Origin of the sequence: Nodularia sp. UHCC 0506 (assembly GCF_034931045.1) — a bacterium.
Lineage (GTDB): Bacteria > Cyanobacteriota > Cyanobacteriia > Cyanobacteriales > Nostocaceae > Nodularia.
Map to the genome: position 1 here is coordinate 1 of NZ_JAYGHH010000041.1, position 19900 is coordinate 19900.

General features: G+C 43.5%; 16 protein-coding genes and 2 pseudogenes. 6 read left to right on the top strand and 12 right to left on the bottom strand.

The genetic code is table 11. The annotated features are described in order from the left end of the window. Positions 1-180: 180 nt before the first annotated feature. The 3 genes and pseudogenes from VB654_RS18840 to VB654_RS18850 all read right to left on the bottom strand — a co-directional run. Entirely contained in the window at positions 181-2799 is a 2619-nt protein-coding gene (locus tag VB654_RS18840; RefSeq protein ID WP_323215380.1) for a protein kinase domain-containing protein, read from the bottom strand. A gap of 250 nt (positions 2800-3049) precedes the next feature. Beyond that, positions 3050-3337: a WD40 repeat domain-containing protein gene (locus tag VB654_RS18845; RefSeq protein WP_416235696.1), complete on the bottom strand. Its 288-nt coding sequence runs from the start codon at positions 3335-3337 to the stop codon at positions 3050-3052. 2 nt (positions 3338-3339) lie between these two features. Further along, a pseudogene (locus VB654_RS18850) lies at positions 3340-3489 on the bottom strand (serine/threonine protein kinase); the annotation flags it as partial. Positions 3490-3648: 159 nt separating this feature from the next. Here VB654_RS18850 and VB654_RS18855 point away from each other — a divergent pair. Together VB654_RS18855 and VB654_RS18860 are read left to right on the top strand one after the other, a co-directional pair. After that, positions 3649-3900 (top strand): hypothetical protein, encoded by a 252-nt coding sequence (locus VB654_RS18855; RefSeq protein WP_323215340.1) that lies wholly within the window; start codon positions 3649-3651, stop codon positions 3898-3900. Continuing rightward, positions 3893-4306: a hypothetical protein gene (locus tag VB654_RS18860; RefSeq protein ID WP_323215341.1), complete on the top strand. Its 414-nt coding sequence runs from the start codon at positions 3893-3895 to the stop codon at positions 4304-4306. Before VB654_RS18855 ends, VB654_RS18860 begins: the two co-directional genes overlap by 8 nt. Before the next feature lie 225 nt (positions 4307-4531). Here VB654_RS18860 and radA read toward each other — a convergent pair whose 3' ends face one another. Continuing rightward, a complete protein-coding gene (radA, locus tag VB654_RS18865) occupies positions 4532-6103 on the bottom strand; it encodes a DNA repair protein RadA (RefSeq protein WP_323215342.1) in 1572 nt (523 codons plus the stop codon). A gap of 171 nt (positions 6104-6274) precedes the next feature. On the opposite strand from radA, the gene rpaB reads away from it, so the two are divergent. The 3 genes from rpaB (at position 6275) to VB654_RS18880 (ending at position 8564) form a co-directional block, all read left to right on the top strand. After that, positions 6275-7003: a response regulator transcription factor RpaB gene (gene rpaB, locus VB654_RS18870; RefSeq protein ID WP_323215343.1), complete on the top strand. Its 729-nt coding sequence runs from the start codon at positions 6275-6277 to the stop codon at positions 7001-7003. Between the two features lie 229 nt (positions 7004-7232). Next, on the top strand, positions 7233-7871 hold the full coding sequence (locus VB654_RS18875; protein ID WP_323215344.1) for a cofactor assembly of complex C subunit B: 639 nt from the start codon (positions 7233-7235) through the stop codon (positions 7869-7871). A 174-nt stretch (positions 7872-8045) separates the two neighbouring features. Beyond that, positions 8046-8564 carry a DUF456 domain-containing protein gene (locus VB654_RS18880; RefSeq protein WP_323215345.1) on the top strand — a complete coding sequence of 173 codons (519 nt, stop codon included), beginning with the start codon at positions 8046-8048 and terminating at the stop codon, positions 8562-8564. A 268-nt stretch (positions 8565-8832) separates the two neighbouring features. Here VB654_RS18880 and nblB read toward each other — a convergent pair whose 3' ends face one another. The 8 genes from nblB to VB654_RS18920 form a co-directional block, all read right to left on the bottom strand. Further along, the gene (nblB, locus tag VB654_RS18885) at positions 8833-9495 is read right to left on the bottom strand and encodes a phycobilisome degradation protein NblB (RefSeq protein WP_323215346.1); all 663 of its coding nucleotides are present in this window, start codon (positions 9493-9495) and stop codon (positions 8833-8835) included. Between the two features lie 40 nt (positions 9496-9535). After that, a complete protein-coding gene (locus VB654_RS18890; protein ID WP_323215347.1) occupies positions 9536-9994 on the bottom strand; it encodes a CBS domain-containing protein in 459 nt (152 codons plus the stop codon). A 186-nt stretch (positions 9995-10180) separates the two neighbouring features. Then, positions 10181-10630, bottom strand: a complete 450-nt coding sequence (gene mutT / locus VB654_RS18895) for an 8-oxo-dGTP diphosphatase MutT (protein WP_323215348.1) — start codon at positions 10628-10630, stop codon at positions 10181-10183. Positions 10631-10902: 272 nt separating this feature from the next. Continuing rightward, entirely contained in the window at positions 10903-11247 is a 345-nt protein-coding gene (locus VB654_RS18900) for a DUF760 domain-containing protein (RefSeq protein WP_323215349.1), read from the bottom strand. Between the two features lie 239 nt (positions 11248-11486). Beyond that, positions 11487-12443, bottom strand: a complete 957-nt coding sequence (locus tag VB654_RS18905) for an RNA polymerase sigma factor, RpoD/SigA family (protein ID WP_323215350.1) — start codon at positions 12441-12443, stop codon at positions 11487-11489. 547 nt (positions 12444-12990) lie between these two features. Then, positions 12991-16257 (bottom strand): carbamoyl-phosphate synthase large subunit, encoded by a 3267-nt coding sequence (gene carB, locus VB654_RS18910; protein ID WP_323215351.1) that lies wholly within the window; start codon positions 16255-16257, stop codon positions 12991-12993. A 464-nt stretch (positions 16258-16721) separates the two neighbouring features. Next, positions 16722-17303 carry a hypothetical protein gene (locus VB654_RS18915; RefSeq protein ID WP_323215352.1) on the bottom strand — a complete coding sequence of 194 codons (582 nt, stop codon included), beginning with the start codon at positions 17301-17303 and terminating at the stop codon, positions 16722-16724. Positions 17304-17305: 2 nt separating this feature from the next. Next, on the bottom strand, positions 17306-19444 hold the full coding sequence (locus VB654_RS18920; protein WP_323215353.1) for a DUF1963 domain-containing protein: 2139 nt from the start codon (positions 19442-19444) through the stop codon (positions 17306-17308). Positions 19445-19497: 53 nt separating this feature from the next. Between VB654_RS18920 and VB654_RS18925 the strand changes: the two are divergent. Beyond that, positions 19498-19900 (top strand): annotated as a pseudogene (locus VB654_RS18925) (ISKra4 family transposase); the annotation flags it as partial.

The window sequence follows — 19900 nt, forward strand, 5'->3', positions numbered from 1 at the left end:
TTAAGGAGTTTGAGAGGCTTCGCCGTGAGTGTCAGCCGAATGGTTTCTTGGGTTAGGTGGTTGAATGTTTTTTTATTTGGAAGTCCCTTAATTCTGATGTTGCACTAGGCAACGGTTAGTCAGAGAAGAGAAAAGGGTGTAGGCTTCTTAAACCCCCCTGCACCCTGTCTTTATTAGCAGTTAATCCCTTGGATGCAATCGCCAAATTTTGATATTTCCGCTATCATCTCCAGCCGCAAGCCATTTTCCATTGGGACTAAAGACGACGGAATTAACTGAATCAAAATGATTGAGGGAGCAAATTTTTTTCCTTGTTGCCACCGACCACAGTTTGATAGTGTTGTCGTGACTACCACTTGCTAAAATTCGTCCATCACTACTAAAGGTGACACAATTCACCGATTTGGAATGACCATTTAAGGTGCAAATTTGTCTACCTGTTGCTAGTTCCCATAGTTTGATAGTTTTGTCCAAACTTCCACTAGCGAGTATTCGTCCATCACGACTGAAGGCTACGGAATAAACCCAATTAGAATGACCAGTAAGTGTGCGAATTTCTTGCCCTGTGGACATTTCCCACAGTCTGATAGTGTTATCCCTAATACCACTAGCCAGAAACTGTACGTCACCACTGAAGGCTACTGATTTAACCCAACCAAAGTATAGAGTTAGGGAGCGAATTTCTTGCCCTGTAGACACTGACCACAGTTTAATAGTGTTGTCAGGACTAGCACTAGCCAGAATTTTGCCATCCATACTGAACACTACAGATTTGACCGATTTGGAATGACCAGACAGCGTGTGAAGTTCTTTCCCTGTAGCCACTTCCCATAGTTTGATAGTGTGGTCATAACTACCACTTGCTAGAATTTGCCCATTATTACTGAAGGCTACGGAATGAACCCAACTGGAGTGACCAGAAAAGGTGCGGAGTTTTTTACCTGTTGCTACTGACCACAGTTTAATAGTGTGGTCATAAATACCACTAGCTAACATTCGTCCATCACTACTGAAGGCTATGGATTTAGCATCAGAGGCTGTGAGATTGTGAATTTCTTTACCTGTAGTTAGTGACCACAATTTGATAGTGTTATCATGACCACCACTAACCAGCATTCGATCATTACTACTGAAGGCGATTGAATTAACTGATTCGGAATGACCAATCAAGGTACTAATTTCTTTACCTGTTTTTACTGACCATAATTTGATAGTGTTGTCCCAACTACTACTAGCCAACATTCGCCCATCACTACTGAAAGCCAGGGAATTAACTGTTTCGGAATGACCAGTTAAATTGTAAATTATATTGCCTGTTGCTACGTCCCATAATTTGATAGTGTTGTCCCAACTACCACTAGCCAGGATTCGCCCATCACTACTAAAAGCCAGGGAATTGACTGCTTCGGAATGATTTGTTAGGGTGTAAATTTCTCTGCCTGTGTCTACAGACCATAGTTTAACAGTGTTATCGTAACTACCACTAGCTAGCGATCGCCCATCACTACTAAAGGCGACGGAATTCACCAATTTGCCATGACCAATCAGAGTATGAATCTCTGTGCCTGTTTTTACTGACCACAGTTTGATTGTTTCCCAATTACCACTAGCCAGAATTTGCCCATCTCTACTGAAGGCTAAGGAATTAACTGATTTGGAATCAGCCGTCAGAGTACGGATTTCTTTACCTGTGGCGACATCCCACAGTTTGATGATGTTGTCATTACTACGACTAGCCAATGTTCTGCCATCATTACTGAACACTAGGGAATTAATTCTGTCTTTATGACTAATCAGGGTGCGGATAAGTTTACCTGTAGTGACGGATAACAAGTGAATAGCACTACCAGCGACACTGGCAAGTATTTCTTGTTTGGGACTAAAGGCAATGATTCCCATAATTCCAGGGATGATGCGTATACATTCCCAGTGTAGGGGGGTACGACGGTCAGATATTACTGGTTCGGTTAGTGATATACCGTTACTTAACAAATCCAACCATTCCTGGATTGATTGGGGACGCAACTTGTAATTAAGCGCCATTCCCTTCATAATTGCCTGATCTACCCTGTCGCTGATTTTGGGGTTCAACTCTTGAGGCGATCGCATGGTAAAATTTTGCAGTCTGACTGGTGCTGACATTGGTAATTCTCCAGTCAGCAAAGAATATAATGTAGCGGCTAAGGCGTAAACATCAATATATTCTCCCCGTTCCTCTATGGGTGCATACTGTTCTGGTGGCGCATAGCCAGGGGTAAGACTTTCTGTATGTTGTAAAACTGCACCGGGAATAAATTGTTTAGCAATGCCAAAGTCAATCAATACGGCTTCTGGCTGACCTGCACGCATCATAATGTTACTGGGTTTCAAATCCCGATGCAGCAAACCTTTTTCATGAACCAGTTTTAAAGCATCGCCAATTTGCTTCATATATTGAAGGGCTTCAGCTTCTGGTAATGCTCCTTTTTGGCTGATGCGCTTGCTTAAATCTTCCCCTTGGATGTACTCCATCGCCATGCAGGGTAAATCGTCGTGATTAAAGACATTTTCTATTTCTACAATGTGGGGATGGCGGCATAAGGCTAGGCGTAATGCTTCTTCTTTAAACTCTTGCTTGAGTCTATTTTGATCTGTTATCCAAGCAGGATTATTGAGTATTTCTGCACGTAGGGTTTTAATTACCCGTAGTTTACCTTGTTGATTTCTCGCTAGGTAAGTAATACCAATACCACCTTCACCTAAATATTTTTCGATTATGTAGCGCCCACCAAATAATTGCTGCCCTGGATTCCACACGATAGGTAAAGACGGTAGTTTTCACTGATATTTTATTTGTAATCCTCAAAAGCTTGGTTTTTTGGCAAGAAAAATTTGAGGTGCTGCTGATTTCGCCTACAGAAGCTCTCACACAGGAAAAGCATGATTTTGATGTTTGGCAGTCATCGCTAACTATTATACAACCGTCTCAGAAAAATCGTATAGTTTTATGTTTTTTTATACTTATGTAGGTTGAGTTGTAGAAAAGGAAACCCAAAATTTTAAACTCAGGTTAATATTTTAGCTGTGATGCTCCCTTTGCCCATCGCCAAATTTTAATATTTCCGCTATCGTCTCCAGCAGCCAGCCAAGCACCACAGGGGCTAAAGGCGACGGAATAAACATGATCAAAGTGACTCAGTGTGTGAATTTCTTTCCCTGTCGCCACATTCCACAATTTGATAGTGTTATCCCAACTACCACTAGCGAGAAACTGCCCATCTCTACTGAAGGCTACGGAATTAACCGAGTGGGAATGACCTGAGAGGGTGCAGATCAGTTTACCAGTAGATGCCGACAACAATTTAGTTTTTCTTCGCGCAGAGTTTTAATTACCCGCAGTTCACCCTGTGGATTTCTCGCTAGGTAAGTGATACCAAATCCACCTTCACCTAAATATTTTTCGATGATGTAACGCCCACCAAATAATTGCTGTTCTGGATTCCACACGATAGGTAAAGACGGTAGTTTTATTAGTATTTATTGTGACACAGTTAAAATCTGGGTTTTTTGGCAAAATAGATATGAAACATTATTGAGCCATTCCTAAGAACGAAAACCAGAACACGAACCTATTTTGTTAAAATCTTAATAAATATTAATTCTGGCAATATGACTCTCAGCCAAATTTTACCCACAGTCAACCAACTATCACATCAAGATAAACTACGACTAATCCACTTTCTGCTGTTAGCAGTTGCCAAAGAAGAAGGATGTAGCTTAGAAACCAGTGACGCAGAGAATACACTCTTAAATCAACTTGCTTCCACCAGTGCCACTGTCTGGTCGCCTCAAGCAGATAATAGGTCAGTGCAAGCCTTATCAGACCTGTTAGCCACTGCAAAAGAAGAGTCCAATGCCTGAAGGTCAGCGTTTTCTATTTACTTATAGAACCGATAGTTTTGGGCAAGTCAGCACCATGCCCTATTTGCCATTGACCCTGAGTAATGGTAATAAATCTTTAGAAGCGATGGCATTATTAGATACAGGTGCGAGTGTTAATGTTCTGCCACATCAAATTGGGTTACAACTGGGAGCAGTTTGGGAAGAACAAACCGTAAAATTGACATTAAGCGGGAATCTGGCTAATAACGAAGCAAGAGGGTTAGTTGTTTCTGGTAAAATTGCTAACTTTTCGCCGATATTGCTGGCATTTGCTTGGACTCAATCAATTGATGCACCGATAATTCTTGGACATATAAACTTTTTTGCCGAATTTAATGTGTGTTTTTATCGGCATGAATTAGCGTTTGAAGTCTTTCCTCGATAATTTGAGGTGAAAATCGCTGTCATGAATATATCATCATGGTTTGTAGTTACGCTTTAGCGCTAAAGCGCAACTACGAGCGAATTCGGGTTTTTGAGGTTTATATCAAGTCCGGTTGAATACTTACTAAACGCGAAACCTCCCAAATCTTTTCTTTATCTCCCCTCCTCGCTTGCGGGATGGGGTGACATGATTGTGGTAATCGTAACTAATTCAACGGACATGATATTATTCTTCTTCCTCTTCATCCTCATCCAGTTCTAAGTCGCTGGCTTCTAGGGTTTGGTGGGGAATAGCGGCGATAATTGCATCTATTACTTTGGAGACTGGTAATATCTCGATGTTGTAATCTGGGTATTTTTGCCCTTTGGGGACGATCGCTCTTTTAAATCCCAGTTTGGCAGCTTCTTTTAATCGTAGTTCCATTTGGGACACTGAGCGCACTTGTCCGCCTAAGCCGACTTCACCGATTAATACTGTACCAGGATCGACGATGCGATCGCGGAAACTGGCGACAATGGCGATCGCAATTCCTAAATCTACGGCTGGTTCTGCTACACTCAACCCACCAGCTGAGGCGACGTAAGAATCTAGTTTCGACATGGGAATCCCCACACGTTTTTCTAACACGGCGAGAATCTGCACAAGGCGGTTATAGTCTATACCAGTACCCGCACGTCGGGGGGAAGGATAACTGGTAGGACTAACTAAAGCTTGCAATTCTACAACGATGGGGCGAGTTCCTTCGCAAGCTACCACAATGGCTGTTCCCGGTGCAGGATCATCACGGTTGCCTAAAAATAGCTCTGAGGGGTTCGCCACTTCTCGCAGTCCGTGTTCCACCATTTCAAAGATGCCGATTTCGTGAGTTGCACCAAAACGGTTTTTGACTGTTCTTAATAGTCTATGGGAGGCAAAGCGATCGCCTTCAAAGTACAATACTGTATCTACTAAGTGTTCTAATACTTTTGGCCCTGCGATCGCACCTTCTTTGGTCACGTGTCCGACAATTAACATGGTAATATCTTCATGCTTTGCCACCTTCATCAAAGCTGAGGTACATTCCCTGACTTGGGCTACAGAACCGGGTGCAGAAGTTAGTGCCGGAAAGAACACCGTTTGAATACTATCAATTACTGCTAAATTTGGTCTGAGAGAATCTATCTCTCGTAAAATTTCTTCTAAATCTGTTTCCGGTAATACATACAAATCCGCGTTTTTACCTTCTTCAATTTCTTCTGAACTCAGAGTTTTTACTTCTACTTCTACTTCTACTTTGCCGTTTTCATGATGCTCGTCATTCTCATCACTAGGCTGGTCAGAATTCTTTGATACTCCCAGGCGCGAAGCTCTTAATTTTACTTGTTGTCCTGATTCTTCCCCAGTCACATAGAGAATACGGTATCTCTGGGCTAGTGCATTTGATACTTGCAACAGTAGCGTAGATTTACCAATTCCGGGATCACCACCAATGAGAACCATTGAACCAGGAACAATTCCCCCTCCCAGTACCCGATCTAGTTCACCATAGCCTGATTCCCAGCGAGCAATTTGGCGATCAGTAATTTGCTCAAATGTCAGGGAAGCTCGTGCTTTTGCCGGTTTACTAGCAGGTTTGCCATCATTCTGATTTGTTTGCCAGTTGCTAATTCCTCCCCTAGAAGGGACATCTATTGATGATTGGATGGAAATCTGTTCTTCTAAGGAATTGTAAGTACCACAGGCTGGACATTTGCCAAACCATTGAGAAGATTCTGTTCCGCATTCGTTACAAATGAAAGAGGTTTTAGGCTTTGCCATTCTTAAAATTTATTAAATAATCTTAATATTTACTTAATCTTTTAGCCAAAATTAGAATTCAAGAATAGTAAAAGATACAGCTTTTTTTCAATCAATTGATGGAATGATATCTTAATATTATGGTATTAAAAATTAATCATGAGAAATTTTAGTTAGGGAGCATAGAGAGACTTGGAAAGCCATAAAGAAAAAATCCTGGTGGTAGACGACGAAGCCAGCATTCGCCGGATTTTGGAAACGCGCCTTTCCATGATTGGCTACGATGTAGTAACGGCTGGCGATGGAGAAGAAGCTCTAGAAACCTTTCGCAAATCAGAACCTGACTTAGTAGTGTTAGATGTGATGATGCCAAAGCTTGACGGCTACGGTGTGTGTCAAGAATTGCGTAAAGAATCTGATGTCCCAATCATTATGCTAACAGCCTTGGGGGACGTTGCCGATCGCATCACCGGTTTAGAATTGGGTGCTGATGATTATGTAGTCAAACCATTTTCCCCGAAGGAATTAGAAGCCCGGATTCGTTCAGTACTGCGACGAGTAGACAAAACCGGGGCGACTGGTATACCTAGCTCTGGGGTAATTCATGTTGGTAACATCAAAATTGATACCAATAAACGGCAAGTATACAAAGGCGATGAGCGCATTCGCTTAACAGGAATGGAATTTAGCCTTCTAGAGTTGCTAGTCAGCCGTTCTGGAGAAGCATTTTCCCGTTCAGAAATTTTACAGGAAGTATGGGGTTACACACCAGAACGTCACGTAGATACTCGTGTAGTAGATGTGCATATTTCCCGTTTGCGGGCAAAGTTAGAAGATGATCCTAGTAACCCAGAATTAATTCTCACAGCGAGGGGTACTGGTTATTTGTTTCAGAGAATAATTGAACCTGGGGAGGAGTAGGAGAAGAGGCAGGGGTGCAGGGAGCAGGGGAAGAATAAAGAGGCAGGGGTGCAGGGAGCAGGGAGCAGGGGGAAGAATAAAGAGGCAGGGTGCAGGGTGCAGGGAGCAGGGGGAAGAATAAAGAGGCAGGGAGCAGGGAGCAGGGAGCAGGGGGAAGAATAAAGAGGCAGGGAGCAGGGAGCAGGGGGAAGAAGACGATAACTTCCCAATGACTAGTGACTAATAACCAATGACCAAATCAGATCCCAATCGAATTTTGCGGCGTTTACCCTTAGCTGTGGGCGGGTTAGGCGCTGTACTTTTATTGATTAACCGTTTGCTGACTCCAGAATTAACGGAGTCTCAAGCGCGGGGGGATGTAGTGGGTGTAATTTTGAGTGCAGTGTTGATTTTAACTGGTTTAATTTGGCAGCAAGTACAACCGCGATCGCCTGATACTGTAGAACTAATTGGGGAATCAGGTTTTGTACTTGCAGCAGATTTGCCAGAAACTGTCAAAACAGAGTTAGCTTGGGCATCCCATTTATTATTGACTAATACGGTCACGCGATCGCTCATAGTTTACTATCAAGGCAAAGTCTTATTACGTCGTGGTATTTTGGCTGCTAAAGCCGAAGTAGTACCAGGCCCAATCTTAAAACGAGTCTTGGCAACACAAAAGCCAATTTATCTAGTTGCTTTGTATGTGTATCCAGGACGAATAGAATTTGATTATTTACCAGAAAATACACAAGGTGTAGTTTGTCAACCAATTGGTGATCAGGGTGTGTTGATTTTAGGAGCGAATGCACCCCGCAGTTACACTAAACAAGATGAACAATGGATTGCGGGTATTGCGGATAAATTAGCAGTAACTCTTCAAGAGTAAAATTTAGGAAAGAAAAAATTAAGCCTAAGTCGTCGTTAATAATTACAGGTTTATAGTCAGGACTTTATTCCTGAATTAAGGGCTAAAGCCCTTACTACGAGCTAAATTAAGAATTACGTTAGCGCAGCTCTCCTAAAGGGAGCAAGAGGCATTACAAACTACAAATTACAAATTATGCAAATTATGTATTGGCTACTCATTCTCATCATGATTGTGGGAATCATCGGTTCAGTGGTTCCGGGTATTCCTGGTAGCGGCTTAATTTTAACCTCTATTATTATTTGGGGTTTTCTGGGCAGTTCCTTTGCAGCCATTAAAACTCCACTCATTGTCACAGCTTTAGTTTTAGTCCTCAGTATCGGTGTTGATTTTTTAGCGAGTTACTTAGGTGCTAAAAAGGCCGGTGCGAGTAAGTGGGGGCAAATTGGCGCAATTGTGGGATTATTTCTGGGATTTTTTGGTTTGCTTCCAACTCTACCCTTCGGCGGACCCTTGTTAGGAATTTTATTAGGGCCGCTGCTGGGAGCCATTATTGGTGAATTTATTTACCGTCGTCAATTATGGTTAGCAATTAAAGCTGGTATAGGAATTATCGTCGGTTCGCTGATTGGAAATTTAATTCAAGGCGTGTTGGCGATCGCCGCAGTTGTAGTTTTTGTAATGACAACTTGGCCTCAAGTTTATGGGACTTAATGATCAAATTTAGGGGGCTTTACTATACTTAGGGCTGGCTGAATAAATATAAAACCCAGATAAATCGAAGGTTTGAGGCTGATCAACCTGAAAGTTGGTGCAAGGTTTTTGAAGGGTGTACCATCAAAAATGTGAATTTTGGGTTGAATAAATCAGAAAATTTGGGAATAACAGATAGCTGAAACTGTTCCCTATTACCTATTCCCTGCCTCCACCACAAAACTTTTATGCCTAACGGCACGCGACGCGAACAGCAAACCCTACTTACTCAAAGTGAGTGTAAAGATTTGTTAGCTTCATTTGCCACCGCTTCCACTTGGTCATGAGAGAGAGTTTCTAGAATTAATTTTGCATCTGCACCACCCAAATGAGTCAAAGCTTGAACAACTCTGTAACGGATTTGCCAATCGGAGTTGCTGGCAAAAGGTGCTAAAAGGGGAATTGCTTGGATATCTCCCAATTCTCCGAAAGAACTAATGGCAGCTGTTTGGACTAATTCATTTTCTGATGAGAGTGCTTGTTTGAGTAGTTCAAAGGATCTTGGATCGCCTAACTCCCCCAATGTCGCAATGATGCTGAATTGTACTAGCCATTCTGGGGTTGTGTTGTAAAGCTGCTGTAAATCTTCAAAAGCATCATGTAGTTTCAATGCACCTAAACAATCTGCGGCTGCGGCTTGGACATCAGGTTCAGGATCATTGAGCAAACCACGCAAAACATCTAAAGATAACTGTAAATTTTGGTTTCCCAAAGTATCCATCTGACTGACTGCTGAGTATCGCACTCGCGAATTACTATCACCCATAGCAATTTGAATCAGTTCAAAAGCGGTGGCTGGTTCCAAATCACGAGCTTGATTAACCGCACGCAAGCGATCGCCCAAATCTTCAGAACTGAGCATTTGCTTTACAGACTCAGGAGTAACACTCATTTATTTATCCTTATTTTCAAAATTGATCACTGATAACTGACTAACTAGCCGCCATGGCGCGAATAATATCGCCACGGGTGAGAATACCAACCACTTGACTCGCGCTGTCAATTACAGGTAAGCGATGAACCTTCTGTTCTTGCATCACCTGAGCCGCTTCTTTTACAGTTTTTTCTGGCGAAATAGTCACAGGGTTTTTGCTCATGACCTCTCCCACCGTTTGACCCAAGGCTTTGTGTAACTCGCGTTCGTAAGTACCAGGATTTTGTAAATAAATCACACTATCGAGAAACATGATATACGCCGGAGGAGTGACACCAGTTTCTTGCCACATCAAGTCTGTTTCAGAAATAATTCCCACCAATTTACCGCCATCATCTACAACAGGTATACCACTGATGCGTTTTTCTGCCAGAATTTGGATAGCTTCCTTCAGTGGAGTTTCCGGCCGGACAACAATTGGGTCACGGCTCATCACGTCGGTAACGGTTTTAGACATTTGCTTACTGATACCCTTGATCAAAGTCTCTGCAATCATTGTAGAAAATTGCGGGACTCAACCTGATTCAGTTCATACATTGTTACTGTATTAGTCATTAGTCATTAGGAAGTTACCATCTTCTCCCCCCTGCTCCCTGCTCCCCTGCCTCTTCCCCCAAGAAAAAATTATTTGTCTGCCTTTTTCTTATCCCCCCTGCTCCCTGCTCCCTGCTCCCCTGCCTCTTCCCCCCTGCTTCAAGGCGGCGATAATTTGACTATTGGCTTCAGGGAAAGTAAAGTTTTCTAAATCATCCAAGTTTACCCAGCAAATTTCATCGCATTCTATGGGTTGGGGAATACCTGTAATGAGACGACAGTGATGCACCGTTAGGGTGACACGCAAGTGAGTATAAGTGTGATCAATAGTGATTAAATGCTTTCCCACTGCAATTTCTATTGCTAGTTCTTCTTGAATTTCTCGTTGAATACACTCTTCGATGGTTTCACCAGGCTCAATTTTGCCACCAGGAAATTCCCATAAACCACCCATTGCACCTTGTGGAAGGCGACGATCTATTAAAATTTGCTCGTGGTCGTTCCAAATTACAGCCACACCAATAATTTTGTGGGGTGGGAAAGAACTAGTTACATTCATAGATTATCGGTGGCGGCGAACCAGTATATCTCTATCAGCCGGGTTTTCTGCCGGATCAAGAAAACTGAGTTCTAAATTTTTAATAAAGATAAAACCTAGAATACAGCAAAAACTAGCAAAAAAAGCTGAGTTTTTGCCGAATCTGCAATTTATTTTTAGGAAAGTTAGGTTAAGAAAATTCTACATTCAATTAAGTTTAGTGGGTTTATCTATGACTGAAATGAAGCATAAACCCAATAATGTTGCATCTTTTTAGCGAAAACTTGAAATTGTTAGTCAATTTCGTGATGATTATTTTCGGTTCCTTGCAAAACAGCTTCAAAGTTCATTCTCTGTTCAGCGTTACGCAAAAAATAACCACTAATCATCGCAGAAGCGAGTAGCTGACCAAGACTTTCCCGACTGGTTGTCACTGTAATGTCGAAGTGTTCTGAAGGTAGGTTGCCTAATAATCCGATAATATTACGCTCCATTACCTGAAAAACTTCCGAAGAAGTGGGTTTAGAAAGCTGGGTAACTGTGTCCGGACTCAGAGATTTAACGTATTGCCATAACAAATTGCTAGTTTCTGACTCACCGTTAAAGAATTCTGAGACTCTATTGGATTTGTTACTCATGTTATACCTCCTGTACTATCACTACTAGCGTAGTGTAGTGTTTGCAACTTGAATAGTAAATGCCTGTTTTTTATGATTTGAACCGGCTATGAACTGTTCCTATCCATTAATGTAACAGCCTCATTCCCACCTTGAAGTCGGTGGAACCGTACCTGAAGTAGCGTATTTTCTCCTCTCCACAGGGTATTGGTTTGGCATCAGTATTTTTTTTAAGACGCGATTGATCGCGTCTCTACAGTTTAACTCGCTAAATATTCGTTCATGTTGGCTTTGGACTTGCGAAGTTTGGTTAATGCTTCCCGTTCAATTTGCCGGACTCGTTCACGGCTAATGTTCAGGAGATCACCTATTTTTGCTAAAGTTAGAGCTTGTCCATCAAGTAAGCCAAAGCGAAGTTTTAGCACTTCCTTTTGTTGCGGGGTGAGTTCATCCATCAGACGCTCTAAATCATAGGATAGAGAAGATTGCATGACAAATTCTTCGGGAGAAGCACCTGGGTCTTCTAACATTTCTCCCAGTTCGGTGTCGTAGTTATCTCCCAACCGCAAATCTAAGGATAGAGGTAAACGCGCTCTTTCCAGATACTCTCGTACCTGCTTTGGTGTCAAGTCTAATTCTTGGGCTAGTTCCGCAGCTGACGGTGCGCGTCCTAGTTGCTGAGATAGCTGGCGCTGTGCCTTTTTAATTTTATTTAATTTTTCAGTAATGTGAATAGGTAATCTGATAGTACGAGCTTTTTCCGCGATCGCTCTGGTAATGGCTTGACGTATCCACCAATAAGCATAGGTCGAAAATCTATAGCCCTTGGTTGGGTCAAATTTCTCTACCCCCCGTTGCATCCCGATACTACCTTCTTGAATCAAATCCAGTAGATCGACGTTACGTTTAATATACTTTTTGGCCACGGATACCACTAGGCGCAAATTGGCTTCTACCATCTTGCGTTTGGCGGTTTCACCGTCGGCGATCGCATCGTTCAACTGTGCTACTTCTAAATTTGCGGCTATGGCCCACTCTTCTAGACTTGGTTGACGACCCAGTTGGTTGACAAGAGAATCCCTAACTTCATGCAGGATGCGGGAAGATTGCACCTGTTTTCCATAGCAAATTTCTTCCTCGTGGGTTAAGAGTGGCACACGGCCAATCTCACGCAGGTAAGTCCGCACGAGGTCTGTGGCTGTCTGAGCGGTCTTCATGGCGCTACTCTGTGGTAATGATGGATTTGATCGTGGGTCATTCACTGATAGATGCTGCTACGGGGGTATTAGCCAGTTAAACTGAGAACCCATACTCAGTTTTGTAATTTACGTGTCCGATGTTATCGACTGCTCATATTTATCAAATTTACGGTCTTAATTGCCTGACGCTACAGTGATTTTTCATTTTTTACAACTGTCTTTGGTTAGATAAAACGTAATAAACAGAAAAGTTTATGTATCACCGATTATTAATAATTGTAACCTTTATGAGAAAAAATGGAAAGACCTGTAGCCCTGCTTTTTTTTAGTCTTTCCGGCTTATGGACTCTATGATCCTGGCGGCAGAGGAAAATAATTCCTCATATTTCTTAACATATCTCAATATAAACAATAATCATGCTTCTATAATAATTGCTTAATTTTTCTTGTAAATACCGCTTAATGCAGATTAAAAAAAGAGGAGGGGGAATTTTTTCATACCAATTTTCCCCCATAATCCCCAACTTACTTAACCAAACCAAGTCTCATCATACTTTTACGGCTTTTAGCCCAGGTTAAGAACCGTGCAGTAGTCTTGGATAACTTTTACGTCTAAAGTAGTAGTCTGTAATGAATGGATAGCGGCTACTGTGGCTCTTGCCCCAGCGATAGTAGTAATAATGGGTATTTTGTAAGCTAAAGCTGTGCGTCGGATTAATCTCGCATCAGTTTGAGCTTCTTCCCCCGAAGGTGTGTTAATAATCAGTTGAATTTTCTGATTTTTAATCGCATCCAAGACATGGGGACGACCTTCATGAAGTTTTAGCACTAACTCCACATCCAAGCCATTTTCCTCCAGGACACGGCGTGTACCTAATGTAGCCATCACCGTAAACCCCAATGTCATCAGTTCTTTAACTACATGAACGGCATCAGATTTATCGCGATCGCTCATGGAGACAAATACAGTACCTTTGAGGGGTAAAAACTCTCCCGCCGCTAATTCTGCCTTAGCAAACGCCCGCCCAAAGTCGCTGTCGATTCCCATCACTTCACCAGTAGAGCGCATTTCTGGGCCTAATATTGTATCAGTTCCAGGAAATTTATTAAACGGTAATACTGCTTCTTTGACAGCAATATGGGATGGAATCACTTCTTGAGTAAAGTTAAGCTCCTCTAAGGTTTTACCCGACATAATCAAGGATGCGACTTTTGCCAAAGGTATCCCAGTAGATTTAGACACAAAAGGTACTGTACGGGAGGCACGGGGGTTGGCTTCGAGGATATAAACTTGGGGAGAATAACCTTGAGCGCCCACAACCGCAAACTGAATATTCATCAATCCCACAACTGATAAAGCTTGGGCTAACTGCACTGTCCAAGTGCGAATTTGTTCTAGAACAGCTGGGGAGAGGGAAATAGACGGTAAGGAACAAGCAGAATCTCCTGAGTGAATCCCCGCTTGTTCAATGTGTTCCATGATGCCACCAATCACTACTCTTCCGGTATGATCGGCGATCGCATCCACATCGACTTCAATGGCATTTTCCAAGAACTTATCAATTAAAATAGGATGTTCTGGTTCCACCAGCACCGCAAAGGTCATGTAACGTTCCAAATCCGTATCAGAGTAAACGATTTCCATTGCTCGTCCCCCCAACACGTAACTAGGACGCACCACCACCGGATAACCGATGCGTTTTGCCACAATCAGCGCATCATCATAACTGCGAGCAATTCCATTGGGTGGTTGAGAAATATTCAATTCATTGAGAATCTTCTCGAAGCGTTCCCGATTTTCTGCCATATCGATAGAATCGGGGGATGTTCCCCAAATTTTGGTGGGGAGAGACTGGTTATTTTTGAGAAATTCTTCTAACGGAACTGCCAATTTTAGAGGTGTTTGACCACCAAACTGAATAATTACCCCCACCGGATTTTCCGCTTCGATAATATTAATCACATCTTCTTTGGTCAATGGCTCAAAGTAGAGGCGATCGCTCGTATCATAATCTGTAGAAACCGTTTCAGGATTAGAGTTAACCATAATTGTCTCAAATCCCGCTTGCTTCAAAGCATAAGCGGCGTGACAACAACAATAGTCAAACTCAATTCCCTGTCCAATGCGGTTTGGACCTCCGCCCAAAATCATCACTTTGGGTTTGCTGGTGGGTAAAACTTCGGTTTCGTCTTCGTAGGTGGAGTAATAGTAAGGAGTAAAAGCTTCAAACTCAGCCGCACAGGTATCCACAGTTTTGTAAACCGGGATAACGCCTAATTCTTTGCGGTAACTGCGAACTTCATCTTCAGTAGTTTTCGTGGCAAAGGCAATTTGGCGATCGCTAAATCCATCACGCTTTACTTCATAAAACTGCTCTTTTGTCAACTGTTTTAAAGGTGTGCGCTTCAGGAATTTTTCCACATCCAGCATTTGCTGCATTTTATCCAAGAACCACGGATCAATAGCCGTAAGTTCGTAGATTTCCTCAGTACTTAAACCCAGTTGTAAAGCATGACGCACCGCAAAAATTCGGTCAGGATGAGGGGTTCGCAGTTGGGCGCGAATTTGTTCACCACTGGGTAACTTTTCGGCTTGGTCGCAACCCCAACCAGCGCGACCAGTTTCTAAGGAACGCAAAGCTTTTTGGAAGGATTCATTAAATGTCCGTCCAATGGCCATTGCTTCACCCACAGACTTCATTTGAGTAGTTAGCACAGCTTCAGAACCAGGGAACTTCTCAAAAGCAAAGCGGGGAATTTTGGTAACTACATAGTCAATAGTCGGCTCAAAGGAAGCGGGGGTTTGCTTGGTGATATCGTTTTTAATTTCATCCAGGGTGTAACCCACAGCCAATTTTGCCGCAATTTTCGCAATGGGGAAACCTGTAGCTTTAGAAGCCAAAGCCGAACTCCGAGAAACACGGGGATTCATTTCAATGACAACCACATCCCCATTCACAGGATTTACCGCAAATTGGATATTAGAACCACCAGTTTCTACCCCAATCTCGCGGATAATTTTAATCGCCATATCCCGCAGGCGCTGATATTCTTTATCAGTTAAGGTTTGGGCGGGAGCAACGGTAATGGAGTCGCCTGTGTGAATACCCATAGGGTCAATGTTCTCGATAGAACAGATAATCACGACGTTATCTGCCAAATCGCGCATGACTTCCAACTCGTATTCTTTCCAGCCTAGTAAAGATTGGTCAATCAGAATTTGGGAAACAGGACTAGCATCAATACCTACCTGCGCCATTTCTTCAAATTCTTCTTTGTTGTAGGCGATACCCCCACCAGTACCACCCATTGTAAAGGCAGGACGGATAATTAAAGGATAAGTCCCAATGCGTTCCGCGATCGCTTTGGATTCTGCTAAAGATGAAGCTGTACCACTAGGACACACAGCCACCCCTATCTTGTCCATAGCCTCGTTAAACAATTTGCGGTCTTCGGCTTTCTCTATCGCTGGTAACTTTGCGCCGATTAACTCAACGTTATACTTATCTAAAGCGCCATTTTTCGCCAAGGCTACAGCCAGATTGAGCGCTGTTTGTCCTCCCATTGTGGGTAGTAGCGCATCAGGACGTTCTTTAGCAATGACTTTTTCGATGAAATCTGGTGTTAGCGGCTCAATATAGGTACGGTCAGCCGTTTCGGGATCGGTCATAATCGTGGCTGGGTTAGAATTGACTAACACCACTTCATAACCTTCTTCTCGCAGCGCTTTACAGGCTTGAGTCCCGGAGTAGTCAAACTCACAGGCTTGTCCGATAACGATAGGTCCAGAGCCTAACAGCAAAATTTTATGTATGTCTTGACGGCGTGGCATAGTAATTGGGTTGGAGTAAGAGAATACAAATCCTGATTATTTTAAGGGTCTTTACCCCCGGTCATATTATTTATTATTAAGTTTTCCAGGTTGGAGTTAGCACAGACCTTCGTCTTTCTCATCTGGAATGTAGCTATAGTATACCAGTACTATAGACGCAGCTTGTCGTAGACATCACCACTTGGGAGCATCCTAAATGTGCAAGTCTAATCTATTTATGGGATTTTGGCTGACACAATCTCTTATATAGGACTCCTATTTGAAATGGGTGCGAAAGACTTGGGAGGAGGTCAAACAACCATTGCTATTGGTGGTGGAGTAGTAGAGCAACGAGCTTGAGAGACACCTTTGAGCAAAGGAATACCAGATTGATAGACAGATAAATGATGACGTTGACGTTCTCGCTGTTGATGAAAGCGCCAGAGGATAAAAGCCTTGGTAATTTGTCAATAGCTAATGAAATTCTAAGTATTGAATTTAGTTACAATCAAGTTCGCCAACTGGATTGAGATCCAGGAAGCTGCAAGCCCAACGCACATTGCAAAAATCGGTATAGCGGCAAATCTCCTGGCTTGATTGTTGACGGTTTTTATGAATCCAGCACAAGATAGAATAGACGCGATCGCAGATGGAATCAATCCACCCAGCGCAACCGTGAAACAAATTGCGATCAACTCAAACCATAAGCTAGAGATAGGGTTTTTACTATAACCATACAGCAAAGCAATCAGACTCGCTCCCGCAATTGCCCCTATATAAGCAAACAATGGTACCAAAACAGGCACGAAGATAAACCCAGCCGCCTGTGATTCTATCCATTCGCGGTGAAGCGTTTGCAACCAAAAAATTCCCGACAGCACAATCAAAACTGCCCCGGCAATCGCTCCTACCAGCACCATTAATGGGGATACAAGGGACTGGTTATAGATAAACGCCATCACTCCAGCCCCAAGCAATGGACCGAAGATGAGAACCAACGTGAACGCCGTGACTCCAGCCTCAATCAAAGATTTGAGAATGAACGTCAATAACAGGTAAACTGGCATGGTCAATCACACACGAAGTAAAACTCGGCATCACTAAAATTGCGATCGCGTAGTTGTTCGTCTGGGATAAAAAAGAGGAAAGAATCATCACCGCTATACGGGTGAATTAGTTCCAGTAACAGTCTGCCATTGGCTCTATCGGCAATTTCGTTGGTATCGCTATGCAAGTCCACATATCCACCGAGTTTGCTGCCTAGTTTGTCTGTTTGATGCTGATAATTGTATTCACAAATCCACTCGTCAAATTCTTCACAGAGTTCTGCAAATTCTTCAGGACTATCAAGGTGTTCGGCGTACTGCGATTCCCAAAACAAATCTCGACTCGCTGAAAACGTGATTGGATAGACTTCAGGATAAAACTCTCGGATCGTCCAGTCTTGTTCAATGAAGCTGAAATCTGTCACTAAGTCACTGGGATTGGTCGAGATATCTGGAAAATAGAGTACCTGATACTTGCCAGGGGTTTCGCTTGCGGTAGCGGGTTCAAACCCCATATAAAATTGCAAAATGCCCACATGAGGCAAATCGAACCCAGCAATGGGTGGAACGTCAGCACAATTAATTTGCATCAGTAAAGGCATCGCTTTACCCGTACCCGGATCAATAGGATACTCAGCAGTCTTAGGAAAATAAGGATTGCCGCCAATTTTACTCTGCCAGACTGTTAACGGGTCGCCTGTTCCTCTGTTAAAAAAATCCATGCTACCAACCCGTTCCCCGACCTGAATTTTGATGTAAGGCACTAAATTTTGTTGGAGGAACGATCGCAACGGTTCAAACCCCGATGGTAAATCCTCCAGAAATGGTGGTATATCGATTATCTCCTGGGGTGGTGATGGGCGTTGATCGGGTAGGGGAACTGGAGTAACAACTGCTGGGCTTGGAGAAACCTGTTTCTCAACCGTTGGTGGCCCTAATACTCTTAACTGTTGCAATTTCAATCCAGAGGTGTCGTAGTTCAAGTGCAACATATCTGGTGGGTCGGATGGTTGGAGAGGGTAGGAGAACGGTTGATTATTCAAATAGAAAACGATATCTCCCTCTGCGGTGATCACCAAGACATAGTGAAAAATTTGCCCCGACGCAATTGTATTGGGCAGTTCGAGCCGTTCTTCTCTCCGCACGCCAGCGACAGCAGACCATTGCAGCATTTGTCCTTGATTGGGTTCAAAGTCCAACCCATAGATGTAGACTGTCTCTCGACCCTGGTTTGCTGATAACCGGATGGTAAAACCGCCATTTGCCAGGTCATGAAAGGTGCCAACGATCTGGATGCACGTGAGCGATCGCGGTAAAGGGATGCCCAAATAACAATACCGCAACTCACGGAAACTGAATCCCAAGTCATGCCTGACGGTAGGAAGAAGGGTTCGGGCAACGCGAGGCGGATAGAGCGGAGACTGATTCAACAAGTCAAGGCTGGGGGCAGGAATGGTTGGATCAATCGCTGGCAGGGGCGGCGCAGTGGTGGGTGGGGTTGGCTCCTGGCTCTGGTCGCAGGGTAATTCAGCCAAATTAAGGGAAGGCATTCTGATTTCACTGCCCTCTGGAGATTCCCCAGCAGGGCGATCGCGGCGTTCCTGCCATTGACCTTTGTAATACTCCTCCCACCTCGCGGCGTTAAGCGTGTTATCCCAGCGGACGAGCATGGCGGTTGCCGTCAGGCGAACTGCCACCCAACGGGACTGGTCGTACATCTGAACGTACTCTTCGGTTCGGGTCGTCTCTCGAAACCGCCACGGCTGACCCCGGCGACGAGTCTCCTCGTTTACCTCTTCCCAGCCACCCTGCCCATCGGCAGCTAACCACCCGCTTCCGTAAACCCAGTATTGGCGCAAATCCAATGGTTGCTCCTGCGCCCGCATCTGCTCTGACTCAGTTGGGCGATCGCCTGCCACTGAGATTTGTACATAGTCTTTTTTCAACTTTTCGTTGATTTTCTTTATGGCCTGTGCCTGTGCTTTTTCTGGGGTTGCATAGGTACTGTTTGTTGATTGTCCTGCTGTCCCTATCCGCCCGTAGCGAATCCTTACCTCTGTCCCATTCACCGTTACCTCATAGAACTTGTGGGATTTTCCGTCTGATAATTCTAAATAAACTGGCTCGCTAGTAGGGCAATCGCCGTTGTCACCAATACTCATGTCAATCGATGGCTATAAATCTCGCTACCAAATTAACAAATTTCACCCCAATAAAGGAATTTCCGAACGTCAAACGCCCCCGCCCTGAAGGAAAGCGTGTTTGGGATTCTTTAGTCAAAGAACCGGAAACAGTAATTTCTGCGGCGTTTGATGAGGCGTTGCACCGTGATCCCAATCAACAGAAAAACTGGGTAGCATTAGTTGATGGCAATAAGACACAATTACGTCTTCTCAAACAATTAGCTCGACAACACAACATCAAACTCACAATTGTTCTTGATATTATCCATGTGATTGAGTATTTGTGGAAAGCGGCTTTTGTCTTCCATTCTCCTACTAGTAAACAAGCTGAAGATTGGGTGAGTGAACGTTTGCTCCGCATTTTGAAAGGTCAATCTAGTTTGGTGGCGAATGGTATGCGTCGCGGTGCTACCTTACGTCAACTAAAAATTGAAC